General features: G+C 65.3%; 15 protein-coding genes and 1 tRNA gene. 5 read left to right on the plus strand and 11 right to left on the minus strand.

Going from position 1 to position 18,597, the window contains the following annotated elements; translation table 11 throughout:
* Window positions 1–7: 7 nt before the first annotated feature.
* The gene (carA, locus tag DDE75_RS03875) at window positions 8–1,156 is read right to left on the minus strand and encodes a glutamine-hydrolyzing carbamoyl-phosphate synthase small subunit (RefSeq protein WP_108501075.1); all 1,149 of its coding nucleotides are present in this window, start codon (window positions 1,154–1,156) and stop codon (window positions 8–10) included.
* 155 nt (window positions 1,157–1,311) lie between these two features.
* On the opposite strand from carA, the gene DDE75_RS03880 reads away from it, so the two are divergent.
* Window positions 1,312–1,773, plus strand: coding sequence for a GatB/YqeY domain-containing protein (locus tag DDE75_RS03880; protein ID WP_108501076.1), 462 nt, complete (start codon window positions 1,312–1,314; stop codon window positions 1,771–1,773).
* A gap of 42 nt (window positions 1,774–1,815) precedes the next feature.
* Window positions 1,816–2,004, plus strand: coding sequence for a DUF3008 family protein (locus DDE75_RS03885; RefSeq protein ID WP_108501077.1), 189 nt, complete (start codon window positions 1,816–1,818; stop codon window positions 2,002–2,004).
* Window positions 2,005–2,038: 34 nt separating this feature from the next.
* Here the strand turns inward: DDE75_RS03885 and DDE75_RS03890 are convergent, their stop codons facing one another.
* The 4 genes from DDE75_RS03890 to lipB all read right to left on the minus strand — a co-directional run bounded on the left by DDE75_RS03890 (window position 2,039) and on the right by lipB (window position 5,610).
* Window positions 2,039–2,536, minus strand: a complete 498-nt coding sequence (locus DDE75_RS03890) for a DUF2244 domain-containing protein (protein ID WP_108501078.1) — start codon at window positions 2,534–2,536, stop codon at window positions 2,039–2,041.
* A gap of 13 nt (window positions 2,537–2,549) precedes the next feature.
* Window positions 2,550–4,226, minus strand: coding sequence for a cytochrome c oxidase subunit I (gene ctaD / locus DDE75_RS03895; protein ID WP_108501079.1), 1,677 nt, complete (start codon window positions 4,224–4,226; stop codon window positions 2,550–2,552).
* Window positions 4,227–4,412: 186 nt separating this feature from the next.
* Window positions 4,413–4,853 carry a c-type cytochrome gene (locus tag DDE75_RS03900; protein ID WP_108501080.1) on the minus strand — a complete coding sequence of 147 codons (441 nt, stop codon included), beginning with the start codon at window positions 4,851–4,853 and terminating at the stop codon, window positions 4,413–4,415.
* Window positions 4,854–4,959: 106 nt separating this feature from the next.
* Window positions 4,960–5,610, minus strand: a complete 651-nt coding sequence (lipB, locus tag DDE75_RS03905; RefSeq protein WP_108501081.1) for a lipoyl(octanoyl) transferase LipB — start codon at window positions 5,608–5,610, stop codon at window positions 4,960–4,962.
* A 118-nt stretch (window positions 5,611–5,728) separates the two neighbouring features.
* Between lipB and DDE75_RS03910 the strand changes: the two genes are divergently transcribed.
* A tRNA-Leu gene (locus tag DDE75_RS03910) sits at window positions 5,729–5,815 on the plus strand.
* A 96-nt stretch (window positions 5,816–5,911) separates the two neighbouring features.
* Here the strand turns inward: DDE75_RS03910 and DDE75_RS03915 are convergent.
* The 3 genes from DDE75_RS03915 to DDE75_RS03925 are packed head-to-tail and all read right to left on the minus strand — an operon-like array spanning window position 5,912 to window position 11,625.
* Window positions 5,912–7,297, minus strand: coding sequence for an efflux transporter outer membrane subunit (locus DDE75_RS03915; protein ID WP_108501082.1), 1,386 nt, complete (start codon window positions 7,295–7,297; stop codon window positions 5,912–5,914).
* Entirely contained in the window at window positions 7,297–10,404 is a 3,108-nt protein-coding gene (locus DDE75_RS03920; RefSeq protein ID WP_108501083.1) for an efflux RND transporter permease subunit, read from the minus strand. The genes DDE75_RS03915 and DDE75_RS03920 overlap by 1 nt, the downstream gene beginning before the upstream one ends.
* A gap of 6 nt (window positions 10,405–10,410) precedes the next feature.
* Window positions 10,411–11,625 (minus strand): efflux RND transporter periplasmic adaptor subunit, encoded by a 1,215-nt coding sequence (locus DDE75_RS03925; RefSeq protein WP_108501084.1) that lies wholly within the window; start codon window positions 11,623–11,625, stop codon window positions 10,411–10,413.
* Between the two features lie 112 nt (window positions 11,626–11,737).
* Here DDE75_RS03925 and DDE75_RS03930 point away from each other — a divergent pair, with 112 nt between their 5' ends.
* Window positions 11,738–12,340 (plus strand): TetR/AcrR family transcriptional regulator, encoded by a 603-nt coding sequence (locus DDE75_RS03930; RefSeq protein ID WP_162798894.1) that lies wholly within the window; start codon window positions 11,738–11,740, stop codon window positions 12,338–12,340.
* Here the strand turns inward: DDE75_RS03930 and DDE75_RS03935 are convergent.
* The 3 genes from DDE75_RS03935 to DDE75_RS03945 all read right to left on the minus strand — a co-directional run bounded on the left by DDE75_RS03935 (window position 12,337) and on the right by DDE75_RS03945 (window position 17,398).
* Window positions 12,337–15,756: a chemotaxis protein CheB gene (locus DDE75_RS03935; protein ID WP_108501086.1), complete on the minus strand. Its 3,420-nt coding sequence runs from the start codon at window positions 15,754–15,756 to the stop codon at window positions 12,337–12,339. The two genes, DDE75_RS03930 and DDE75_RS03935, sit on opposite strands and share 4 nt — an antisense overlap.
* Window positions 15,749–16,294: a PAS domain-containing protein gene (locus DDE75_RS03940; RefSeq protein ID WP_108501087.1), complete on the minus strand. Its 546-nt coding sequence runs from the start codon at window positions 16,292–16,294 to the stop codon at window positions 15,749–15,751. Before DDE75_RS03940 ends, DDE75_RS03935 begins: the two co-directional genes overlap by 8 nt.
* Before the next feature lie 75 nt (window positions 16,295–16,369).
* A complete protein-coding gene (locus tag DDE75_RS03945; RefSeq protein WP_211659293.1) occupies window positions 16,370–17,398 on the minus strand; it encodes a LacI family DNA-binding transcriptional regulator in 1,029 nt (342 codons plus the stop codon).
* Window positions 17,399–17,537: 139 nt separating this feature from the next.
* Here DDE75_RS03945 and DDE75_RS03950 point away from each other — a divergent pair, with 139 nt between their 5' ends.
* Window positions 17,538–18,596: a sugar phosphate isomerase/epimerase family protein gene (locus DDE75_RS03950; RefSeq protein WP_108501089.1), complete on the plus strand. Its 1,059-nt coding sequence runs from the start codon at window positions 17,538–17,540 to the stop codon at window positions 18,594–18,596.
* The last annotated feature ends 1 nt before the right edge of the window (window position 18,597 follow it).

An 18,597-nucleotide genomic window follows, 5' to 3' on the forward strand; every position in this document is an offset into this window, starting at 1 on the left:
CAACCTCTTATGCACGCCTCGCGTGCATCGAGTCGGTGAAGCGCTTGAACAGATACATGCTGTCCTGCGGCCCGGGCGATGCCTCGGGGTGGTGCTGGACCGAAAAGACCGGCCGGTCGGCCATGCGGATGCCGCAGTTGCTGCCGTCGAACAGGCTGACATGGGTTTCCAGCACGCCCTCGGGCAGGGTCTGTGAATCCACCGCGAAACCGTGGTTCATCGAGGTGATCTCAACCTTGCCGGTTTCGACGTCGCGCACCGGGTGGTTCGCGCCGTGGTGGCCGTGACCCATCTTGATGGTCTTGGCACCAAGCGCCAGCGCCAGCATCTGGTGGCCAAGGCAGATGCCGAACATCGGCAGGTCCTTTTCCAGCAGCGACTGGATCATCGGCACGGCATAGACGCCGGTCGCGGCCGGATCGCCGGGACCGTTGGCCAAGAAGATGCCCTCGGGCTCGTGGGCCAGGATCTCCTCGGCGGTGGCGGTGGCGGGCAGGACCGTCACATCGGCACCGTGCGACACCAGCGAACGCAGGATGTTGCGCTTGGCACCGTAATCGATGGCCACGACCTTGAAGGGCTTGTCCTCGGGCGAGGTGCCGAAGCCCTTGCCCCATTCCCAGGTGCCCTCATCCCACTTGTAGGTCTGGGCGCAGCTGACCGTCTTGGCCAGGTCCAGCCCGACCAGACCCGTCCAGTCGCGGGCGCGGGCAACCAGCGCCTCAATGTTGAAATTGCCGTCCGGGTCATGGGCCAGCACCACATGCGGCGCGCCCTGCTGGCGGATCGCACGGGTCAGGCGGCGCGTGTCGATGGCCCCGATGCCGATGCGGCCCTTGCGGGCCATCCATTCGGTCAACTCGGCAGTCGTGCGCCAGTTCGACGATTGCGTCGGGTCCCACCGCACGACGATGCCGCTGGCGACCGGATCCTGCGCTTCGTCGTCTTCCGTGGTCACGCCGGTATTGCCGATGTGGGGGAAGGTGAAGGTCACGATCTGGCTGGCATAGGAGGGATCGGTCATGATCTCCTGATAGCCGGTCATCGCGGTGTTGAAGACCAGTTCGGCGACGGTTTCGCCGGTGGCGCCAAAGCCCTGGCCGTAGAATACGGTCCCGTCGGCAAGCGCAAGGCAGGCAGTCGGTTTTACAGCCATATCGGCACCTCTGGATCTGAAATCTTGGGGTGAATAAGGTCCGCAGGTTCCAAGGTCAACCCGCCGCAACGGTCACGGGCGCTTGAATTGCGCCGCTCATGCGCCTAGATCGCAGGCTTTCCGGCGCATCCCGCGCCAGCAACGGAGACCGGACCATGGAACTGCGCAGCAAGCTGCAAGCCGCGACGAAGGAAGCGATGAAGGCGCGCGACACCGCCCGCCTGTCCACGCTGCGCCTGATCGGCGCCGCCGTCAAGGACCGCGAGATCGCCGCCCGTGGCGGGGATGGCGACGGCGCCCTGACCGAGGCCGATCTGATCGCGATCCTGTCGCGCATGGTCAAGCAGCGCCAGGAATCGGCCAAGGCCTACGAGGAGGCCGGTCGTCTTGAGCTGGCCTCGAAGGAAGAAGATGAAATCACCGTCATCCAGGAATTCCTGCCCCGCCAGATGACTGCCGATGAAACCCGCGCCGCCATCGACAAGGCCATCAGCGACCTGAACGCCGAGGGCATCCGCGACATGGGCCGCGTCATGGCCGCGCTGAAGGAACGCCACGCCGGTCAGATGGACTTCGGCGCCGTGGGCCCGGCGGTCAAGGATCGCCTGCTGGCGTGAACCCTGTGCGGGCCTTGCGCGTTTGACGGCAGGAGGTGACCCATGCCAGCACGATCCAAGGCCCAGCAACGCGCCGCCGGCGCGGCGCTCTCCGCAAAGCGCGGTGAAACAAAGGTCGGCGACCTGCAAGGCGCGTCCAAGGACATGTACGACAGCATGACCGAGGATGAGTTGGAGGATTACGCATCGACCGACCACGACGATCTTCCCGATCACGTCGAGGACGACTGAAGAAGGCGGGCGGAGGAAACTCCGCCCGCCTTCTTCATTGCCGCGCCCGGGCGATGGCCTGAGTCAGTTCGCGGCACAGTTCCCGGCGTTCGGGTGGGGTCAGGAAGGCGCCCAGCTCGATCTCGCGCGTGCCGTCGGTCAGGGTCAGATAGTCCTCGACCGGGCCTTTGCGGATCTGCGCGCGCACCCAATAGCTGTTGGTGTCCCAATCGCGCGGCGTCCTGCCCGGATCAAGGCGGCGGACACGCAGACGCCGGTTGTCCAGCGTCAGCTCCTCATGCGTCTGGCCGGTGCGATAGCTGTGCTGCAACGCGAACCAGATCCCCGCCACCACGATGGCCCCGAAGGGCAGCAGCCCCCACAGGACGGGCGAGCCCAGCATGGCGATGATCGGCAGTGACAGCAGCGCGGCAGTCGTCCCGATGAACCAGACGAAGCCCTTTCGCGGCAGCGACCGATGTGGCCAGAGGGTCAGTCTTTGCAGAACGGCCCCGGAATCATCCGGGGCCGTCTGTGTCCATTGATATGGCATCGTTGGATCTGTCTCAGTGGGCCGGGTTGCGGTCCCAGTCTTCGCGCTTGGGCAGTTGCTCGAACGTGTGTTCGGGCGGGGGCGAGGACAGGGTCCATTCCAGCGTGTCGGCGTATTCGTTCCAGTAGTTGTTCTGGGTCACGCGCTTGCCTGCGAACAGGGTGTAGGCCATCACGCCGAAGAAGAACAGGAACGAGGCGAAGGACAGATATGCCCCAAGCGAGCTGATGTTGTTCCAATAGGCAAACTCGACCGGATAGTCGATGTAGCGGCGCGGCATGCCCTGACGACCCAGGAAGTGCTGCGGGAAGAACGTCAGGTTGGCGCCGATGAACATCATCCAGAAGTGCACCTTGCCGGCCCATTCGGGATACTGACGGCCCGACATCTTGCCGACCCAGTAGTAGATGCCCGCAAAGATCGCGAAGACCGCACCAAGCGACATCACGTAGTGGAAGTGGGCCACGACGTAATAGGTGTCATGATACACGCGGTCCAGCGGCGCCTGGCTCAGAACCACGCCGGTCACACCGCCCACGGTGAACAGGAACAGGAAGCCGAAGGCCCAGAGCATGGGCGTCTTGAACTCGACCGAGCCGCCCCACATCGTGGCGATCCAGCTGAACACCTTGATGCCCGTGGGCACGGCGATGGTCATGGTCGCCAGCATGAAATAGCTCTGTTGGGTCAGCGACATGCCGACGGTGTACATATGGTGCGCCCAGACCACGAAGCCCAGAACACCGATCGCGGCCATGGCCAGAACCATCGGCAGGTAACCGAAGATCGGCTTCTTCGAGAAGGTCGCGATCACGTGGCTGATGATGCCGAAGCCGGGCAGCACGATGATATAGACCTCGGGGTGACCGAAGAACCACAGGATGTGCTGGTAGAGAACCGGGTCGCCGCCACCGGCCGGGTTGAAGAAGTTCGTGCCGAAGTTGCGGTCCATCAGCAGCATGGTGATGGCACCGGCCAGCACGGGCAGGGCCAGGACGATCAGCCAAGCGGTGATGAAGACCGACCATGCGAACAGCGGCACCTTGAACATGGTCATGCCGGGGGCGCGCATGTTCAGGAAGGTGGTGATGATGTTGATGGCGCCCACGATCGACGACGCACCCGACACGTGAACGGCGAAGATCGCCAGATCCATCGAGTACCCGCCTTCAGTGGTCGAAAGCGGCGGGTACAGAACCCAGCCCACGCCCGAACCCAGCTGCTGGTTGCCGCCCGGCGTCAGCAGAGATGCGATGCCAAGGGCCAGACCCGCGACATACAGCCAGTAGCTGAGGTTGTTCATGCGCGGGAAGCTCATGTCCGGCGCACCGATCTGCAGCGGCATGAAGTAGTTGCCGAAGCCGCCGAACAGCGCCGGAATCACCACGAAGAACATCATCAGGACACCGTGATAGGTGATCATGACGTTCCACAGGTGACCGTTGGGCGTGCATTCCCGTGCCGAATCCGCGATGAAACGCGCACCTTCAAGGCACATGTACTGGACGCCGGGGTGCTGCAGCTCCATCCGCATGTAGACGGTGAAGCTGACCGAGATCAGACCGGCCAGCGCAGCGGTGAATAGATAAAGAATACCAATGTCTTTGTGATTGGTGGACATGAACCAGCGGGTGAAGAACCCGCGGGTGTCATGGTGGTCGTCGTGGCCGTGTGCGGCTGCGTCTGCCATACCCGAACTCCCTGCAAGATCTCGTCGAGCCGGCCTGGCAGACCGGCATTATCACGCTTTCTTTAGACCACCCGTGATGACCGGGCAATGCGTCACAGTGGCCAGATTGTCATGCCCCTGCCAGAATATCACACTCGGCAGGGGCGAGGGGTGGCCCCGGTGCGGCGGATTGCCGCACGAGGGCGCTTACTCGGACGGGGCGTCGGGCGACACGCTGGTCAGATAGGCGGCGACATCGGCTTGGTTGCGGTTCAGCTTGAAGGTCATCTTGCTGCGCGCGCCGTCATCGCCGGATTTTTCCTTCACCCAGGCACCGGGATCGGTGACATAGGCGATCAGTTCCTCCTCGGTCCAGACCATGTCTGGATTGGCCTCGGCTGCGGCCAGGATGCCGTCACCGTAGCGGAAACCTTCCTGCGACGCGATCTTGGCGCCCATGATGTTCCACAGGTTCGGACCCACGGCGCCACCCTTGACGATGTCGGTGCCCTCGTCGTCCTTGATCATGTGGCAGGCGCGGCATTTGCGGAATTCCTTTTCGCCGGCTGCGGCATCGCCTGCATCCTGTGCGACGGCGGGAATGGCTAGGGTCGCGCCGATGAAGGCGCCGACAATGGCTGATTTCATGTTGTTTTCCTCGCTCGGCCCGTTTCGCGGGCATGTCTCCTCCCCGACCCTACAGGCAGGAGCGGCCGGAAATCCACCTATCGAAAGGTCGCAGCGAAAGAATTGATCAGCCTTGGCCGAAGGTCGCCTTGAAACTTTGGCGCAGGGCGTTGTCCAGATCGTCCATCCCGACCGGCAGCCCCAGATCCACAAGCGAGGTGATGCCATGTCCGCTGATGCCGCAGGGCACGATGCCGTCGTAATGGGACAGGTCCGGCTCGACGTTGATCGAGATGCCGTGGAAGCTGACCCAACGGCGCAGCTTGATGCCGATGGCGGCGATCTTGTCTTCGTGCATCGAGCCGTCGAAGAGGGCGGGTTTTTCCGGTCGCTGCACCCAGACACCGACGCGGCCTTCGCTGATCCGTCCCGTCACGCCGAATTCGGCCAGTGCCGCGATCACCCACGCCTCAAGCTGGGCGACGAAGGCGCGCACGTCGCGGCCGCGCTTGTTCAGGTCCAGCATGACATAGACGATTCGCTGACCCGGCCCGTGATAGGTGTACTGCCCGCCGCGCCCCGTGGGATGCACCGGGAAACGCGGGTTCAGCAGGTCCTGCGGCTTGGCGCTGGTGCCCGCCGTGTAGAGCGGCGGATGTTCGACCAGCCAGATGCATTCGTCGGCCTCGCCCGCCAGGATGGCCGCGACGCGGGCCTCCATGAAGGCCACGGCTTCGTCATGGCCCGTCAGGCCGTCGCTGATGATCCATTCCACCATGGCGTCGATGTGGCGCGGCGGAGGGCTTTCGTCAATGGCTTTCGGGCATCTTGGGGCGGGGTGCAAAAAGCGCTTTTCTTTGCCGCATGGCTCGGCTATCAGGCGCTTACCTCAAGATGCGGCCGTGGCGGAATTGGTAGACGCGCAGCGTTGAGGTCGCTGTTCCTTAACCGGAGTGGAAGTTCGAGTCTTCTCGGCCGCACCAAGAGCTACCTTCACGAAAAAGCGCCGCACTGGTCATCCAGCGCGGCGCTTTTCGTTTGTCGGGATGCAGGGGCGGCGCGACACCGCCCCCGATCGCTCAGTTCGCGATGGCCGTGACGGCCGCGCCCGCGCCCGTGGCGATCTGCAGCGAGGCCCATTCCTTGGATGCATCGTTGCGTGCCGATGCCGCGGCCAGACGCGCCGAGGCCCGTTGGCGGTCGGCGTCCAGCAGGTCGACCAGCGCCAAGGCTCCGGCCTCGAAGTTGGTTCGGGCCAGCGAATAGGCGCGGTCGTATGATGCGGCGGCCCGGTCCAGCGTGGCGACCCGCTGGCGATAGCGGCGCAGGTTCGACTGGCTGCGCTGCACATCCTCGACCGCCGAGGCGATCTGGCTGCGATAGGCCAGATCGGCCGAGCGGGCCTCGGACACCCGCCGCGCGCGGGTCGCCTGAAGGATGCCCTGATTGGCCACCGGCAGCGAGATGCGCGGGCCGAAGGCCCAGCTGTTCGACCCCGCCGCATCGCTGATGGACCCCGACAGCGACAACGACGGCAGCATGTCCGCCGTGGCGACGCCGACTTCGGCCAGCGCCTGAACCAGATCCTGCTGGCTGGACCGGATGTCGGGCCGGTTGCGCAGCAGGTCGGCCGGCACGCCGGTGCCCGGTCCCGCAGGCGTGCGCAGCGCCGAGGACCCCGACGACATCCGCGCCATTACCCCGTTCGCCTGCTGGTTCAGCAGCGTCGACAGGCGATAGATCTGGGCATTGTAGAGCGCCTCGTAGTTCGGCAGATCGGCGCGGGCGGTTTCCAGCAGGGCCTGGGTCTGGGCGGTGTCGTAATCGGTCGCCAGACCAAGCGACAGCATGTTGTTCGTGACCTCCAGCGTGCTTTCGCGCGCCTCGATCGTGTCGCGGGTCAGCGCCAGCGCCTGCTGATAGAAGCGGGCGTCGGAATAGGCGCTGATGACCTCGGCCAGCCAGGCAAGACGCGTGACCTGCGCCTCGGCCTCGGCCGAGGCATAGGCAGCCGCCGCCCCTTCGCGCGCCCGACGGGCACCGCCGAAGAGGTCGAAGACGAAGCCCGCCGAGAGGTTCGCGGTGCTGGTATAGCCGGTCGGTTGATTGTCACCCCCGGTGCGGCTGCGGCCGGCGGATGCGGCCTCGCCCGTGACCTGGGCGGCCAGGGGGGTGGTGGCGCGCAGGTCGGCCTCGGCCGCGCGGATGCGTTCGTTGGCCGCCAGGATGTCCAGGCTGTTGCCCAGTCCTTCGGCGATCATCTGCGACAGCACGCGGTCCTGATAGTTCGACCAGAAGGCGGTCTTCGTCACCTGGGCGGGGGCCTGACCCTCGCCCTCGGCAAAGCTGGCGGGAACCTTGGCGTCGGGCAGGTCGGTGGGGTCGGGCCCCACCGCCGCACAGCCCGAGATGGTCAGCAGCGCGGTCAGCGACAGCGCCGCCAGGCGGGATTTGCGTGGAAACATCACGAGGTCTTTTCCTTTCGCGTCACCAGGCCGCGGATCTTCAGCACGGCGACATAGAAGACCGGCACCAGGAAGATCCCGATCACGGCCGAGGTGGTCATGCCGCCCAGGACGCCGATACCGATCGAGTTCTGCGCACCCGCACCGGCACCCGATGCGATGGCCAAGGGCAGAACGCCCAGCATGAAGGCGAATGTGGTCATCAGGATCGGGCGCAGACGCTGGCGGGCGGCAACGCGTGCGGCCTCCAGCAGGGGCTTGCCCTCCTTGACCTGGGCCTCGGCGAATTCGACGATCAGGATCGCGTTCCTTGCCGCAAGGCCGATGGTCGTCAGCAGGCCGACCTTGAAATAGACGTCGTTCGACTGTCCGAACCACAGCGCAGCGGCCAAGGCACCCAGAATGCCGATGGGCACGGTCATCATGACCGAGATCGGCACCGACCAGCTTTCGTAAAGCGCTGCCAGCGACAGGAAGACGACCAGCGCCGACAGCGCGAAGAGGATCGGTGCCTGGTTGCCCGACAGGCGTTCCTGATAGGACAGGCCCGTCCAGGCGGCGGCGTAATTGCCGTCCAGTTCGCCGACCATCTCCTCCATCGCGTCCATCGCCGCGCCCGAGGACAGGCCCTGGACGGCAGCGCCGCTCAGCTCCAGCGCGCGGCTGCCGCCATAGCGTGCCAGCGCCTTGGGTTCCTGTTCCCATTCCTGGGTCGAGAAGGCGCCGAAGGACACCATCTCGCCGTCGGAATTGCGGGCATACCAGCCGTCGATGTCGTCGGGCTGGGACCGGTTCTCGGCCTCGCCCTGCACGATGACGGGCCGCAGGTCGTTGCCAAGCGCGAAATCGTTCACGTCGCGCCCGGCGAAGATCACCGACAGCATCGAGTTCACCTCGGAGATCGACAACCCGAAGGCGGCGGCCTTCTGCTGGTCGATGTCCAGGCGCAGCGCGGTCTGGGTCTTGCTTTCGTTGCCGCGCAGGTTGGTCACGCGACCGTCTGCCTGGGCGTTCGACACCAGCGTGTTGGCCGCCTGCATCAGCGCATCCTGACCTTGGCCCGCCTGGTCGACCATGTACATGGTGAAGCCCGACGAGGTGCCAAGCCCCTGGATCGCCGGCGGCTGCAGCACGAAGATCTGGCCCTGGCGGTTGGTGCCGAAGAAATAGCCGTTCGCACGGTTCACCAGCGAGGGCAGGTCGTGGCCTTCGCGTTCCTCGTATTCCTTCAGCTTCATGAACAGCATGGCGTTGTTCTGACCGGTGCCGCCGAAGCTGAAGCCAAGGGCTGCGAAGACCGACTCGACGGTCTCGGATTCCTGGTTCAGCAGATAGTTCTCGACCTTCTCGACCAAGGCCTTGGTCTGCTGGGTGGTCGACCCGTCCGGGCCTTGGATGATGACCAGAGCGACGCCCTGATCCTCGTCCGGCAGGAATGATCCGGGCAGGCGGTCGTAAAGCGCCAGAACGCCGGCGGTGATCACGGCCAGCACGATCAGCATGCGGAACGGCCGCTTGATCAGCCGCGACACCACGCCGCCATAGCCGTTGGTGGCACGATCGAGGTTGCGGTTGAACCAGCGTGCGGGTGCAATCCCGCCGCCATGCTTGCGCGGACGCAGCAGGCTGGCGCACATGGCGGGCGTCAGGATGATGGCGACGCCAAGCGACAGCACCATGGCCGTGATGATCGTGACCGAGAACTGACGATAGATAACCCCCGTCGCCCCGGTCATGAAGGCCATCGGCAGGAAGACCGCCGACAGGACCAGCACGATGCCGACCAGCGCGCTGGTGATCTCGTCCATGCTCTTTTCCGTGGCCTCGACGGGGCCCAGGTTCTCCTCCTCCATCACGCGTTCGACGTTTTCGACGACGACGATGGCGTCATCGACCAGCAGGCCGATGGCCAGGACCAGCGCGAACATCGTCAGCGTGTTGATGGTGAACCCTGCCGCCGCCAGCACCCCGAAGGTGCCCAGCATCACGACCGGAATGGCGATGACGGGGATCAGCGTGGCACGCCAGCTTTGCAGGAAGGCCAGGATCACGAAGAAGACCAGCACCACGGCCTCGGCCAGGGTGTGATAGACCTGATTGATCGATTCCTCGACGAAGGGCGAGGTGTCGTAGGGATAGACGACCTCGACCCCTGCGGGCAGGGCGCTTTCCAGATCGGCAATGGTTTCACGGACCGCGTCGGCGGTATCGACCGCGTTGGCGCCGGTGGCCAGGTTCACGGCGAAACCGGCGGCGGGGTTGCCGTTGTGGCGCGAGGATCCGCCATAGGATTCCTGCCCGATCTCGATCCGGGCGACATCGCCCAGGAAGACGGTCGATCCGTCGGGATCGACACGCAGCAGGATGCTTTCGAATTCCTCGACGGTGGACAGCTGCGATTGGGCCGAAAGCGAGATGGTGATCCGCTGGCCTTCCACCGTCGGCTGCGCGCCGAGGTCGCCCACGGTGACATTGGTGTTCTGGGCCGCCACGGCCGCGGTGATGTCCGAAGGGGTCACCTGATATTGGTTCATCTTCATCGGATCCATCCAGACCCGCATGGCATAGCCCGACCCGAAGGTGTTGATGGAACCCACGCCCGGCGTCCGCTTGACCGGGTCCTCGATCAGCTGGCCGACCAGGTCGCCCAGTTCCAGCGACGAATATTCGCCGTTCGGCGCCGTCAGCGCGCCCACCAGCAGGATCGAGGAGGTCGAGCGCGACACCTGCACGCCGCTCTGCTGCACGATGTCGGGCAGCTGCGGCGTCACCAGCTGCAGCTTGTTCTGCACCTGCACCTGCGCGATGTCGGCATCGACGCTGTCGTCGAAGGTCAGCGACACCGAGGTCGATCCCGGCGTCGAGGACGATGTCATGTAGGTCAGCCCGTCCAGACCGGTCATCGCATCCTCGATGACGGTGGTGACGGATGCCTCGACGATCTCGGCCGAGGCGCCGGTGTATCCGGCGCTGACGCGCACCGTGGTCGGTGCGATCTGGGGATATTGTTCGATGGCCAGGCTGTTCAGGCCGATCGCGCCGACCAGCATGGTGATCAGCGCCAGCACCCACGCGAAGACGGGGCGGTGAATGAAGAAACGTGCCATGCGCGGTTACTCCGTCGCGTCGGCGGGCTGGGCCGCGTCATCTGCTGGGGGGGCGTCGCCCTCGGCTGGCTTGTCGTCGGCCACTTCGCGGACGACGCCTTCCTCGTCGAAGGTCACGGGGACGGTGGCGACCTCCATGCCCTCCTGCAGGCCGGTCAGGCCGTCAGCCACTAGGATGTCGCCATCCTCAAGCCCCTCGGTCACGATCCACTGCTGCCGATAGCTGCCTTCCTCGGTCAGCTGGCGCTGGCTGACCTTGCCGTCCTCGACCACCCATGCCGAAAGATTGCCGACCTTGTCGCGCTTTGCCGAGGATTGCGACACCAGGATCGCCGAGGTGGTGCCCAGTTCGACCTGACCGCGCAGGAACATGCCCGGCAGGATCAGGTTGTCGAGGTTCTCGAACCGGAAGCGCGTGTCGATGGCCCCGGTCGAGGTCGAGACGGTGACGCCGGGCGCGACCATCTCGCCCACGGCCTGATAGGTGCGGCCGTTTTCCAGCGTCAGCGTGGCGTTCAGCGACTCGCTCAGCGTCAGGCGACCGTCGCTGATGTCGTCCAGCACGTTCAGGATGCGCGACGAGGGTTCGTACATATCCACCTCGATCGGGTCCAGCTGTGTCACGGTGGCCAGCGCATCGGCCTGATTGGCCGTGACCAGATCGCCGACCGAGATGTCGGCGACGCTGGCGATGCCCGCGATGGGGCTGGTGACGGTGGTCCAGTCCAGATCGGCCTGCGCCAGCGTGCGCGCGGCCTCGGCCGATTGCAGTGTCGCCTTGGCCTGGTCCAGCGTGGCAAGGGCGGTTTCCACCTGCGCCTGCGTCGTTCCCGATCCCAGCAGCTTGCGCGTCCGGTCATAGGACGATTGCGCCTGCGTCACCTGCGCCTGCGCCGATGACACCTGCGCCTCGGCGCTGGCCAGGTTCGCCTGATAGGTCGTCTCCTCGATGGTGAACATCGGGGCACCGGCCTCGATCCGCTTGCCGGGATCATAGACGATATCGGTCACGATGCCGCTGACGCGCGGGCGGATCTCGGCGTCCGATGCGGCGACGGCGCGGCCCGGCAGGGTGACGATGCGCGGCACGTCCTGTCGCTTCAGCGTGACCACGCCCACCTGCTTGGGGGGCATGCCGCCGGGCGCCTGTGCCGCCGCGGGCCAGGCCAGAAACATGGCGGCCGCCATGGCGGCGCCGGTCGAGAGTTTGATCTTGTGCATCGTCCGATGTCCCGAATTCTGCCCGCCGTGGGCGCCACTGTTGCGCGCTGATTGCATATTATTGCCGAGTGTGCAATGTTTGCTTTCGCCGCATAGGGGGAATGCACGGAATATGACCACCGATCTACGTGACAGGCGTCGCCGACAGACTGCGCGCGACATCCAGCTGGCAGCACTGCGCCTGTCGATCCGGCATGGATACGCTTCGGTCACGACCGAAGCCATCGCGACCGAGGCCGGGATCAGCCCGCGCACTTTCTTCAACTACTACAACAACAAGCAGGCCGCGATCGTCGGCGAGCCGCCGGTGCTGAAGGCCGCTGACAACGAATGGATCGTCACTTCGGACAACCCCCTGATCGAGGATCTGGTCACGATCATGACCGATCTGCTGTTCAACGACGTCCCCGAACGCGATCTGATCCGCATGATCTATCGCCTCTCGGAAGCCTCGCCCGAGCTGGCGATCGTCTTTCGCGATTCGATGGATCAGATTGCGCAGGAACTGGCCGCATTGCTGGAGCGTCGCTTGGGCCCCGATGGGCGGATCACCGCCCAGCTGCTGGGCGACCTGGCCGTTCGCGCCTTCTGCGAGGCGATGATGCAATGGGGCGACGACGAGGCGATCACCACCGAACAGATCCCGCAGCTGGTGCGCAACCACCTGCGTCAGGTGCGCGACATGCTGGCCCAAGGTGGCGACAGGGCGCCCTAGTCCGAGGCGCCCTTGAATTCCAGCCGCGTGCGGCGGCAGGTGGCCGTCTGTTCGATATCCAGTTCGCTGCCGACCTGGGCCGCCGCACCCTCCAGAAGGACCGAACCGAAGCCGCCGCCCTCGCCCTGATCGGACTGCTCCTCGTCATAGGTCTCGGTCCAGTCCAGCGTGATCTGATCGCCGCTCTGCTGCCAGGATACCGTCAGCCGGCCCTTCACATGGCCCAGCACCCCGTATTTGAAAGCATTGGTCGCCAGTTCGTGCAGGATCAACGAAAGAGGCACGACCTGCCTGGGCTGGATGACGGTCTGATCGCCGCTCAGTTCGACACGCGCGCCGCGATAGGGGGCCAGCGTGGTCTTGACCAGGCTTTCGATCAGCACATGTTCGTTCCGGCCCCGCGCGGTCGTCAGCCCGTGGGACCGCGACAGGGCGCTGATGCGGCTGGAAACCTCGGACACGACCTCTTGGGCGTCATCGGTCTCGCGCGCGGCCATCCGCAGCATGGCCGAGATCTGGGTGAACAGGTTCTTGACCCGATGATCCATCTCGGAAATCACCGCCTCGCGCAGCTTGGCCGCCGATTGCGCCGAGGTCACATCGACCATGACGCCCAGCACGCGCGGCTTTTCCCCTTCGCATCCGAAGGCCTGACCGGCCGCTTCCAGCAGCACGTCCGAAAGGGCGTTCGAAGAGGGCGCGATGACCCGGCGGAAGTCGCGCCCCTCGCCGCAGGCGGTCAGATCCTCGATCAACCCGTCGCGGTCCCCGGGCGCGATCAACCCGGCAAAGGCCGACAAGGGCAGTTCGGCGGTCCGTCCGATGCCCAGAAGGTTCGAGCTGTCGTCGATGGTCAGCGTCTGCGTCAGGGTGTCGAACTGCCAGACGGCGATACGGGCCAGCGAACGGACGGAATTCAGGCGTTCTTCCTGGCGTTCGATCTCGACGCGCAGATCGCGCAGGTCGCTGACATCCTCGAAGACCAGCATGGCACCGTCCAGATGGCCGTCCAGCCCACGATAGGGCTTGGCGTCGACGCGCCAGACACGGTCGCGGCCGGCCTCGGTCAGTTCGGTGCTGGCGGGATCGCCCGTCGAAGCGACCTCGCTGGCCATCTTCAGCAGCGTGTCGCTGGCGAAGACGTTCGAGACATCGGCAAGGGGCCGCCCGTGATCGGATTTCCGCAGCGGGAAGATCTGCGTCGCGGCCGAGGTGAAGTTGCGCACCCGCACGTCGCGATCCACCACCAGCAGCGGGATCTTGGTCGCCAGAAAGAAGTTCTGCAGGTCGGAATTCGCCGCCGTCAGATCGTCGATCTTGGATTTCAATTCGTCGTTGACGGTGCTCAACTCCTCGTTCGTGGACTGAAGCTCCTCGTTCATCGACATCATTTCTTCGTTCGAGCTCTTCAGCTCCTCGTTGGTGGTCTCCAACTCCTCGACGGTGCCGTTCAGCTCGATCTGCATCCGGCGCAGTTCTTCTTCCAGCAGGTCGTTGCGCGACTCGCGGACGTGCAGTTCGTCCAGATCGTCGTTTTCGGGCGTGGCGCGGTAATCGCCGGTTTCCGAGAAGACCAGAAGGATGCTGCGATCGGCCAGGGGTTCGGCAAACAGCGTCACGGGTTGCGCGCCCATGTCCGACCGCGACAGCAGATCGCGCACCACGACCGCGCGCCCTGTCGATGCGACCTGTTCCAGCGCTTGCGATACGGCGTCCTTCAGCCCCGAATGCACGATCGAGGCTGCAAGCACCGGCTTGCGCGCCGTCGGATCGACCGACAGGAAGCGGCCAAGGCGGCCCGCCGACCACAGAACCTCGCCCGAGCGCGAGACCTGCAGCGATGCGGGCGCAAAGCGTTCCAGCACCCGACGCTGTGCGCCCTGCGACTGACCGTTCTGGGACAGGGGTTCGCGCAGCGGCTGGGCCGCGGGACTGCGGCTGCGGTCGCCCGCCTCGTGGCGGGAAAACGGCAGGTCCATCGGCAACCGGGCGGTGCTGTCGTCGCGCTGGAACAGTCGGGCAGGGCGGTCCAATTCGGTGAAATGCACGGATTCGCGACGCACCCCTTCGGACGGCCCCAGGAACAGGTAACCCTCGGGGCGGATGGCGTAATGGAACAGCGGCAGGATCCGCGACTGCAGGGATTCATCCAGATAGATCAGCAGGTCCCTGCATGAGATCAGGTCGACCCGCGCGAAGGGCGGATCGCGCAGGACGCTGTGCAGTGAAAACCGCACCCGGTCGCGCAGCTGCGGCGTGATCTGCATCAGCGCATCGCGATGGGTGACATATTCATGGCGGAAAGGCTCGGGGATGTCGGCCAGCGCGCTGATCGGATAGGTCCCGGCGCGGGCCATGTCGATCATTTTCCGGTCGATGTCCGACGCGAAGACCGTGAACCGCGGTCTGACGCCTGCCGCGCGCATCTCGGCGTCGATCAGCATGGCGACGCTGTAGGCTTCCTCGCCGCTGGAGCAGCCGGGAACCCAGACCCGGATCTCGTCGCCGTCGGCGGCCTGCACCATGGGCCGGATGGCCTTCTCGCGCAGGGTCTCGAACATCTCAGGGTCGCGGAAGAAGCGGGTGACGTTGATCAGGAATTCGTTCAGCAGCGCGTCGCATTCCTCGGGCGTGCGCTTCAGATGGCGCAGATAGTCCTTGGTGCTGGTCATGTTCAGCACCTGAAGGCGGCGCCGGATGCGCCGCACCAGCGTGGACATCTTGTAGCCCGAAAAATCATGGCCGGTCTGGTCCAGCAGGTGCTGGCAGATGTCGCGGGCATCGGCCAGCATCGCATCCTCGGCCAGTTCGGTATCGCTGGACTGGAAGAACTGCAGGATGGCGGGGACGATGCGTTCGGGGGGCAGGACGAAATCCACGAGACCCGTGGATTCCGCCGACAGCGGCATCCCGTCATAGCGTGCGGTGCGCGGTTCCTGCACCACGCACATGCCGCCGTTTTCCTTGATCGCCCGCAGCCCAAGCGTGCCGTCCGCGCCGGTCCCCGACAGGATGACGCAGGCCGAGGCCGGCCCCATGTCCTTGGCCAGGCTTTCGAAGAAATCGTCGATGGGGCGGCGCAGCCCGCGGGGCTGGTCGAATTCGGTCAGACGGATGCAGCCGTCCTCCAGCGCCATGCCGACGCCGGGGGGGATGGTATAGACGCATCCCGCCTGCAGACGCTCGCCCTCGGTCGCCTGCTGCACAGACAGGGCGGTGCGGCGATCCAGCAGTTCGGCCAGCACGCTGTCATGGGTCGGGTCCAGATGCTGGATGATGACATAGGCCGCCGGATCCTCGCGCCGCGCATCGCGCAGCAGGTCCTGCAGCGCCTCCAGCCCGCCGGCCGAGGCACCGATGCCCACGACTGCGAAACTTTGGCGCTGCTGCGTCCAGGTCGGTGTGGCGTCATTCATCTCGGATCGTGATCCTTGCTAGTGTCGTGATCGACCGCGCGATCAATTCGGCGGAATCGGCCATGATCAGGCCCAGCTGTTCGGCGGCGCGCCTGACGTCGTTGACGTTGCGCGCAAGGCTGGCGTCATGCTCGGCCTGCCGACCGTTCCGCCGCGCCCTGTTCAGGTCGAACTGCGAGGCCAGCACGAAGACCGTCTCGCCCGAGGCGCGGCGCAGCTTCGACAGGAACACGAGGTTCATGAAGTCCCGCCCGTCCCTTGTCCGGTTCAGGACCGGAAACCGGCCGTCGTGGGCATCGCCGTCGTGCAGGAAATCGCGAATGGCGGTCACCTGTTCGGCAGGAGTCTGCGGTGTCTGCAGGAACCGGCAGTTGCGACCCTGCACCTGATCCTGATCGTATCCGCACAGGGTGGTGAACCCTTCGTTGACCAGGCACAGCGGCATGTCGTCTTGCGCCGTCGCCAGCGACAGCGCGATATGCGACTTGGTGAATTGCGCCCGCAACGTGTCGGGTATCTGCGCGGCTGGCATCTGCATCCTGTCCCGGCTGACACGGTGTCATCCGTGCGGCGAATGTAGAAACTTGGCCTTCGGGCGACAAGGTATCAAATGTTATGCATCCTTGGGCGGCGGCGCGGTGCTGGCACGCTCCATCAGTTCGACGTCCAGCATGACGGTCTGGCGGTCGTCATCGCCCTGCATGCGGGCCAGCAACAGTTCGGCCGCGCGGCGCCCAAGCCGCGTGCGATACTGGCGGACGGTCGTCAGCGGCGGCAGGCAATATCCCGACATCTCGATGTTGTCGAACCCCATGACCGAGATCTGCTGCGGGACGGCGATCCCGGCCATGCTCAGCCCGTGGATGACGCCGATGGCCATCTCGTCGTTGTCGCAGAAGATCGCGGTGGGGCGCGGTTCCATCGCCAGGATGCGCGGGACGGCATCAAGGCCCGATCTTGTCTCGAAATCGCCGCGGATGCTGTCGTTCGGTCCGGGGGCGGGCAGGCCGGCTTGGGCCAGGCCCTGCAGAAATCCCTGCCGCCGCGATGCGGTCAGCGTATTCGGTGCAGGCCCCGTGACGTGCAGGATGCGGCGATGTCCCAGGCCCGTCAGATGCTGCGCGGCAAGTCGTCCCCCCTCGACGTTGTCGGCCAGCACGCGCGGGGCGTCCAGCCCCTCGATCCATTCGCAGGCCTGCACGACGGGCGGGCAGCCGGGGCGGGTGAACAGCCCGGGATCGAGGCTGCCGTCCAGGACGATCACCCCATCCGACCGCGACCGGTTCAGATAGGGGCCAAGAACCGCTAGCGCAGGCTGGTCGCCCACGGCGGTCGTATCCATGACCAGCAGGCTGAGCCCGCGCTGACGCAGCACCGTCGAGATGCCCGCCAGGATCTGCGAGAAGAAGGGGTTAGCGATATTGGGCACCAGCGCCAGCACGCCGCCCACCTGCTGCTGCCGCAGGTTCCGCGCCGTCAGGTTCAGCGTATAACCGGTGGCCGCGATCGCATCCTCGACCGCCTTTCTGGTCGCCTCGGACACGATGGCGGGGTTCGACATGGTGCGGCTGACCGTCGCGACCGAGACCCCCGCCACTCTGGCGACATCATGGATGCGAGGGGGGCGGGACGGTTCTGACACGCGGGCATGGCTCCTGCTGAAAAGGGGATCAGGGATAGCGCAAAAATTGCTGTTGTAAACCATTTCAGACTGTGAGAGCGTTGATGAAACCGATTACATCATCGCGGTGCGATCATGGCGTGCGGTCAAGGGAGGACATATGCAGACAATGAAGGGCCCCGGCCTGTTCCTTGCGCAATTCGTGGGAACGGACGCGCCATTCGACAGCTGGGACGCGATCACGGCCTGGGCGGCGCGATGCGGTTACCTGGGGGTGCAGGTGCCGTCGGGGGCAGGGGCGCTGCTGGATCTGGACCGCGCGTCCGGGTCGCGCGGCTATTGCGACGAACTGGCGGGGCAGGCTGCGGCCAACGGCATCGCCATCACCGAGCTTTCGGCCCATGTGCAAGGTCAGCTGGTGGCCGTCCATCCCGCCTATGATGAAATGTTCGACGGTTTCGCGCCCGCCGCGCTGCGTGGCAATCCCAAGGCGCGTCAGGAATGGGCGGTCGATCAGCTCATCAAGACCATCGACGCCTCGGCCAATCTGGGGTTGGACCGGATGGCGGCCTTTTCCGGCGCGCTGGCCTGGCCCTATCTCTATCCCTGGCCGCAACGTCCCGCCGGTCTGATCGAGGCCGCCTTCGACGAACTGGCCGCCCGCTGGCGTCCGATCCTGGATCATGCCGACAGCCGCGGCGTCGACATCTGCTTCGAGATCCACCCCGGCGAAGACCTGCACGACGGCGCCACCTTCGAGATGTTCCTGGACCGCCTGGACCAGCATCCCCGCGCGATGATGCTTTACGATCCGTCGCACTATCTGCTGCAGCAGCTGGATTACCTGCAGAACCTGGACATCTATGCCGATCGGATCGGCATGTTCCACGTCAAGGATGCCGAGTTCAATCCGACCGGGCGGCAGGGCGTTTATGGCGGCTATCAGCCTTGGATCGACCGCGCCGGGCGGTTCCGCAGCCTTGGCGACGGGCAGGTGGATTTCAAGGCGATCTTCTCCAAGCTGACGACGATGGGTTTCGACGGCTGGGCCGTGGTGGAATGGGAATGCGCGCTGAAGCACCCCGAGGACGGCGCCCGCGAAGGGGCGGCCTTCGTGCGCGACCACATCATCCGCGTCACAGACCGCGCATTCGACGATTTCGCCGATGGCGGCGCCGATGACGCCGCCAACCGCCGGATGCTGGGGCTGGAGGTTTGAT

The sequence above is a fragment of the Paracoccus indicus genome (assembly GCF_003056335.1).
GTDB classification, from domain to species: domain Bacteria; phylum Pseudomonadota; class Alphaproteobacteria; order Rhodobacterales; family Rhodobacteraceae; genus Paracoccus; species Paracoccus indicus.

Bases quoted from the DNA above. Each gene is read 5' to 3' on its own strand.
- DDE75_RS03940 (WP_108501087.1), bottom strand. From the start codon at position 16,294: ATGCAGATGCCAGCCGCGCAGATACCCGACACGTTGCGGGCGCAATTC.
- DDE75_RS03900 (WP_108501080.1), bottom strand. From the start codon at position 4,853: ATGAAATCAGCCATTGTCGGCGCCTTCATCGGCGCGACCCTAGCCATT.
- DDE75_RS03925 (WP_108501084.1), bottom strand. From the start codon at position 11,625: ATGCACAAGATCAAACTCTCGACCGGCGCCGCCATGGCGGCCGCCATG.
- ctaD (WP_108501079.1), bottom strand. From the start codon at position 4,226: ATGGCAGACGCAGCCGCACACGGCCACGACGACCACCATGACACCCGC.
- DDE75_RS03890 (WP_108501078.1), bottom strand. From the start codon at position 2,536: ATGCCATATCAATGGACACAGACGGCCCCGGATGATTCCGGGGCCGTT.
- DDE75_RS03885 (WP_108501077.1), top strand. From the start codon at position 1,816: ATGCCAGCACGATCCAAGGCCCAGCAACGCGCCGCCGGCGCGGCGCTC.
- DDE75_RS03920 (WP_108501083.1), bottom strand. From the start codon at position 10,404: ATGGCACGTTTCTTCATTCACCGCCCCGTCTTCGCGTGGGTGCTGGCG.
- DDE75_RS03930 (WP_162798894.1), top strand. From the start codon at position 11,738: ATGACCACCGATCTACGTGACAGGCGTCGCCGACAGACTGCGCGCGAC.
- carA (WP_108501075.1), bottom strand. From the start codon at position 1,156: ATGGCTGTAAAACCGACTGCCTGCCTTGCGCTTGCCGACGGGACCGTA.
- DDE75_RS03880 (WP_108501076.1), top strand. From the start codon at position 1,312: ATGGAACTGCGCAGCAAGCTGCAAGCCGCGACGAAGGAAGCGATGAAG.
- DDE75_RS03915 (WP_108501082.1), bottom strand. From the start codon at position 7,297: ATGTTTCCACGCAAATCCCGCCTGGCGGCGCTGTCGCTGACCGCGCTG.
- lipB (WP_108501081.1), bottom strand. From the start codon at position 5,610: ATGGTGGAATGGATCATCAGCGACGGCCTGACGGGCCATGACGAAGCC.
- DDE75_RS03950 (WP_108501089.1), top strand. From the start codon at position 17,538: ATGCAGACAATGAAGGGCCCCGGCCTGTTCCTTGCGCAATTCGTGGGA.
- DDE75_RS03935 (WP_108501086.1), bottom strand. From the start codon at position 15,756: ATGAATGACGCCACACCGACCTGGACGCAGCAGCGCCAAAGTTTCGCA.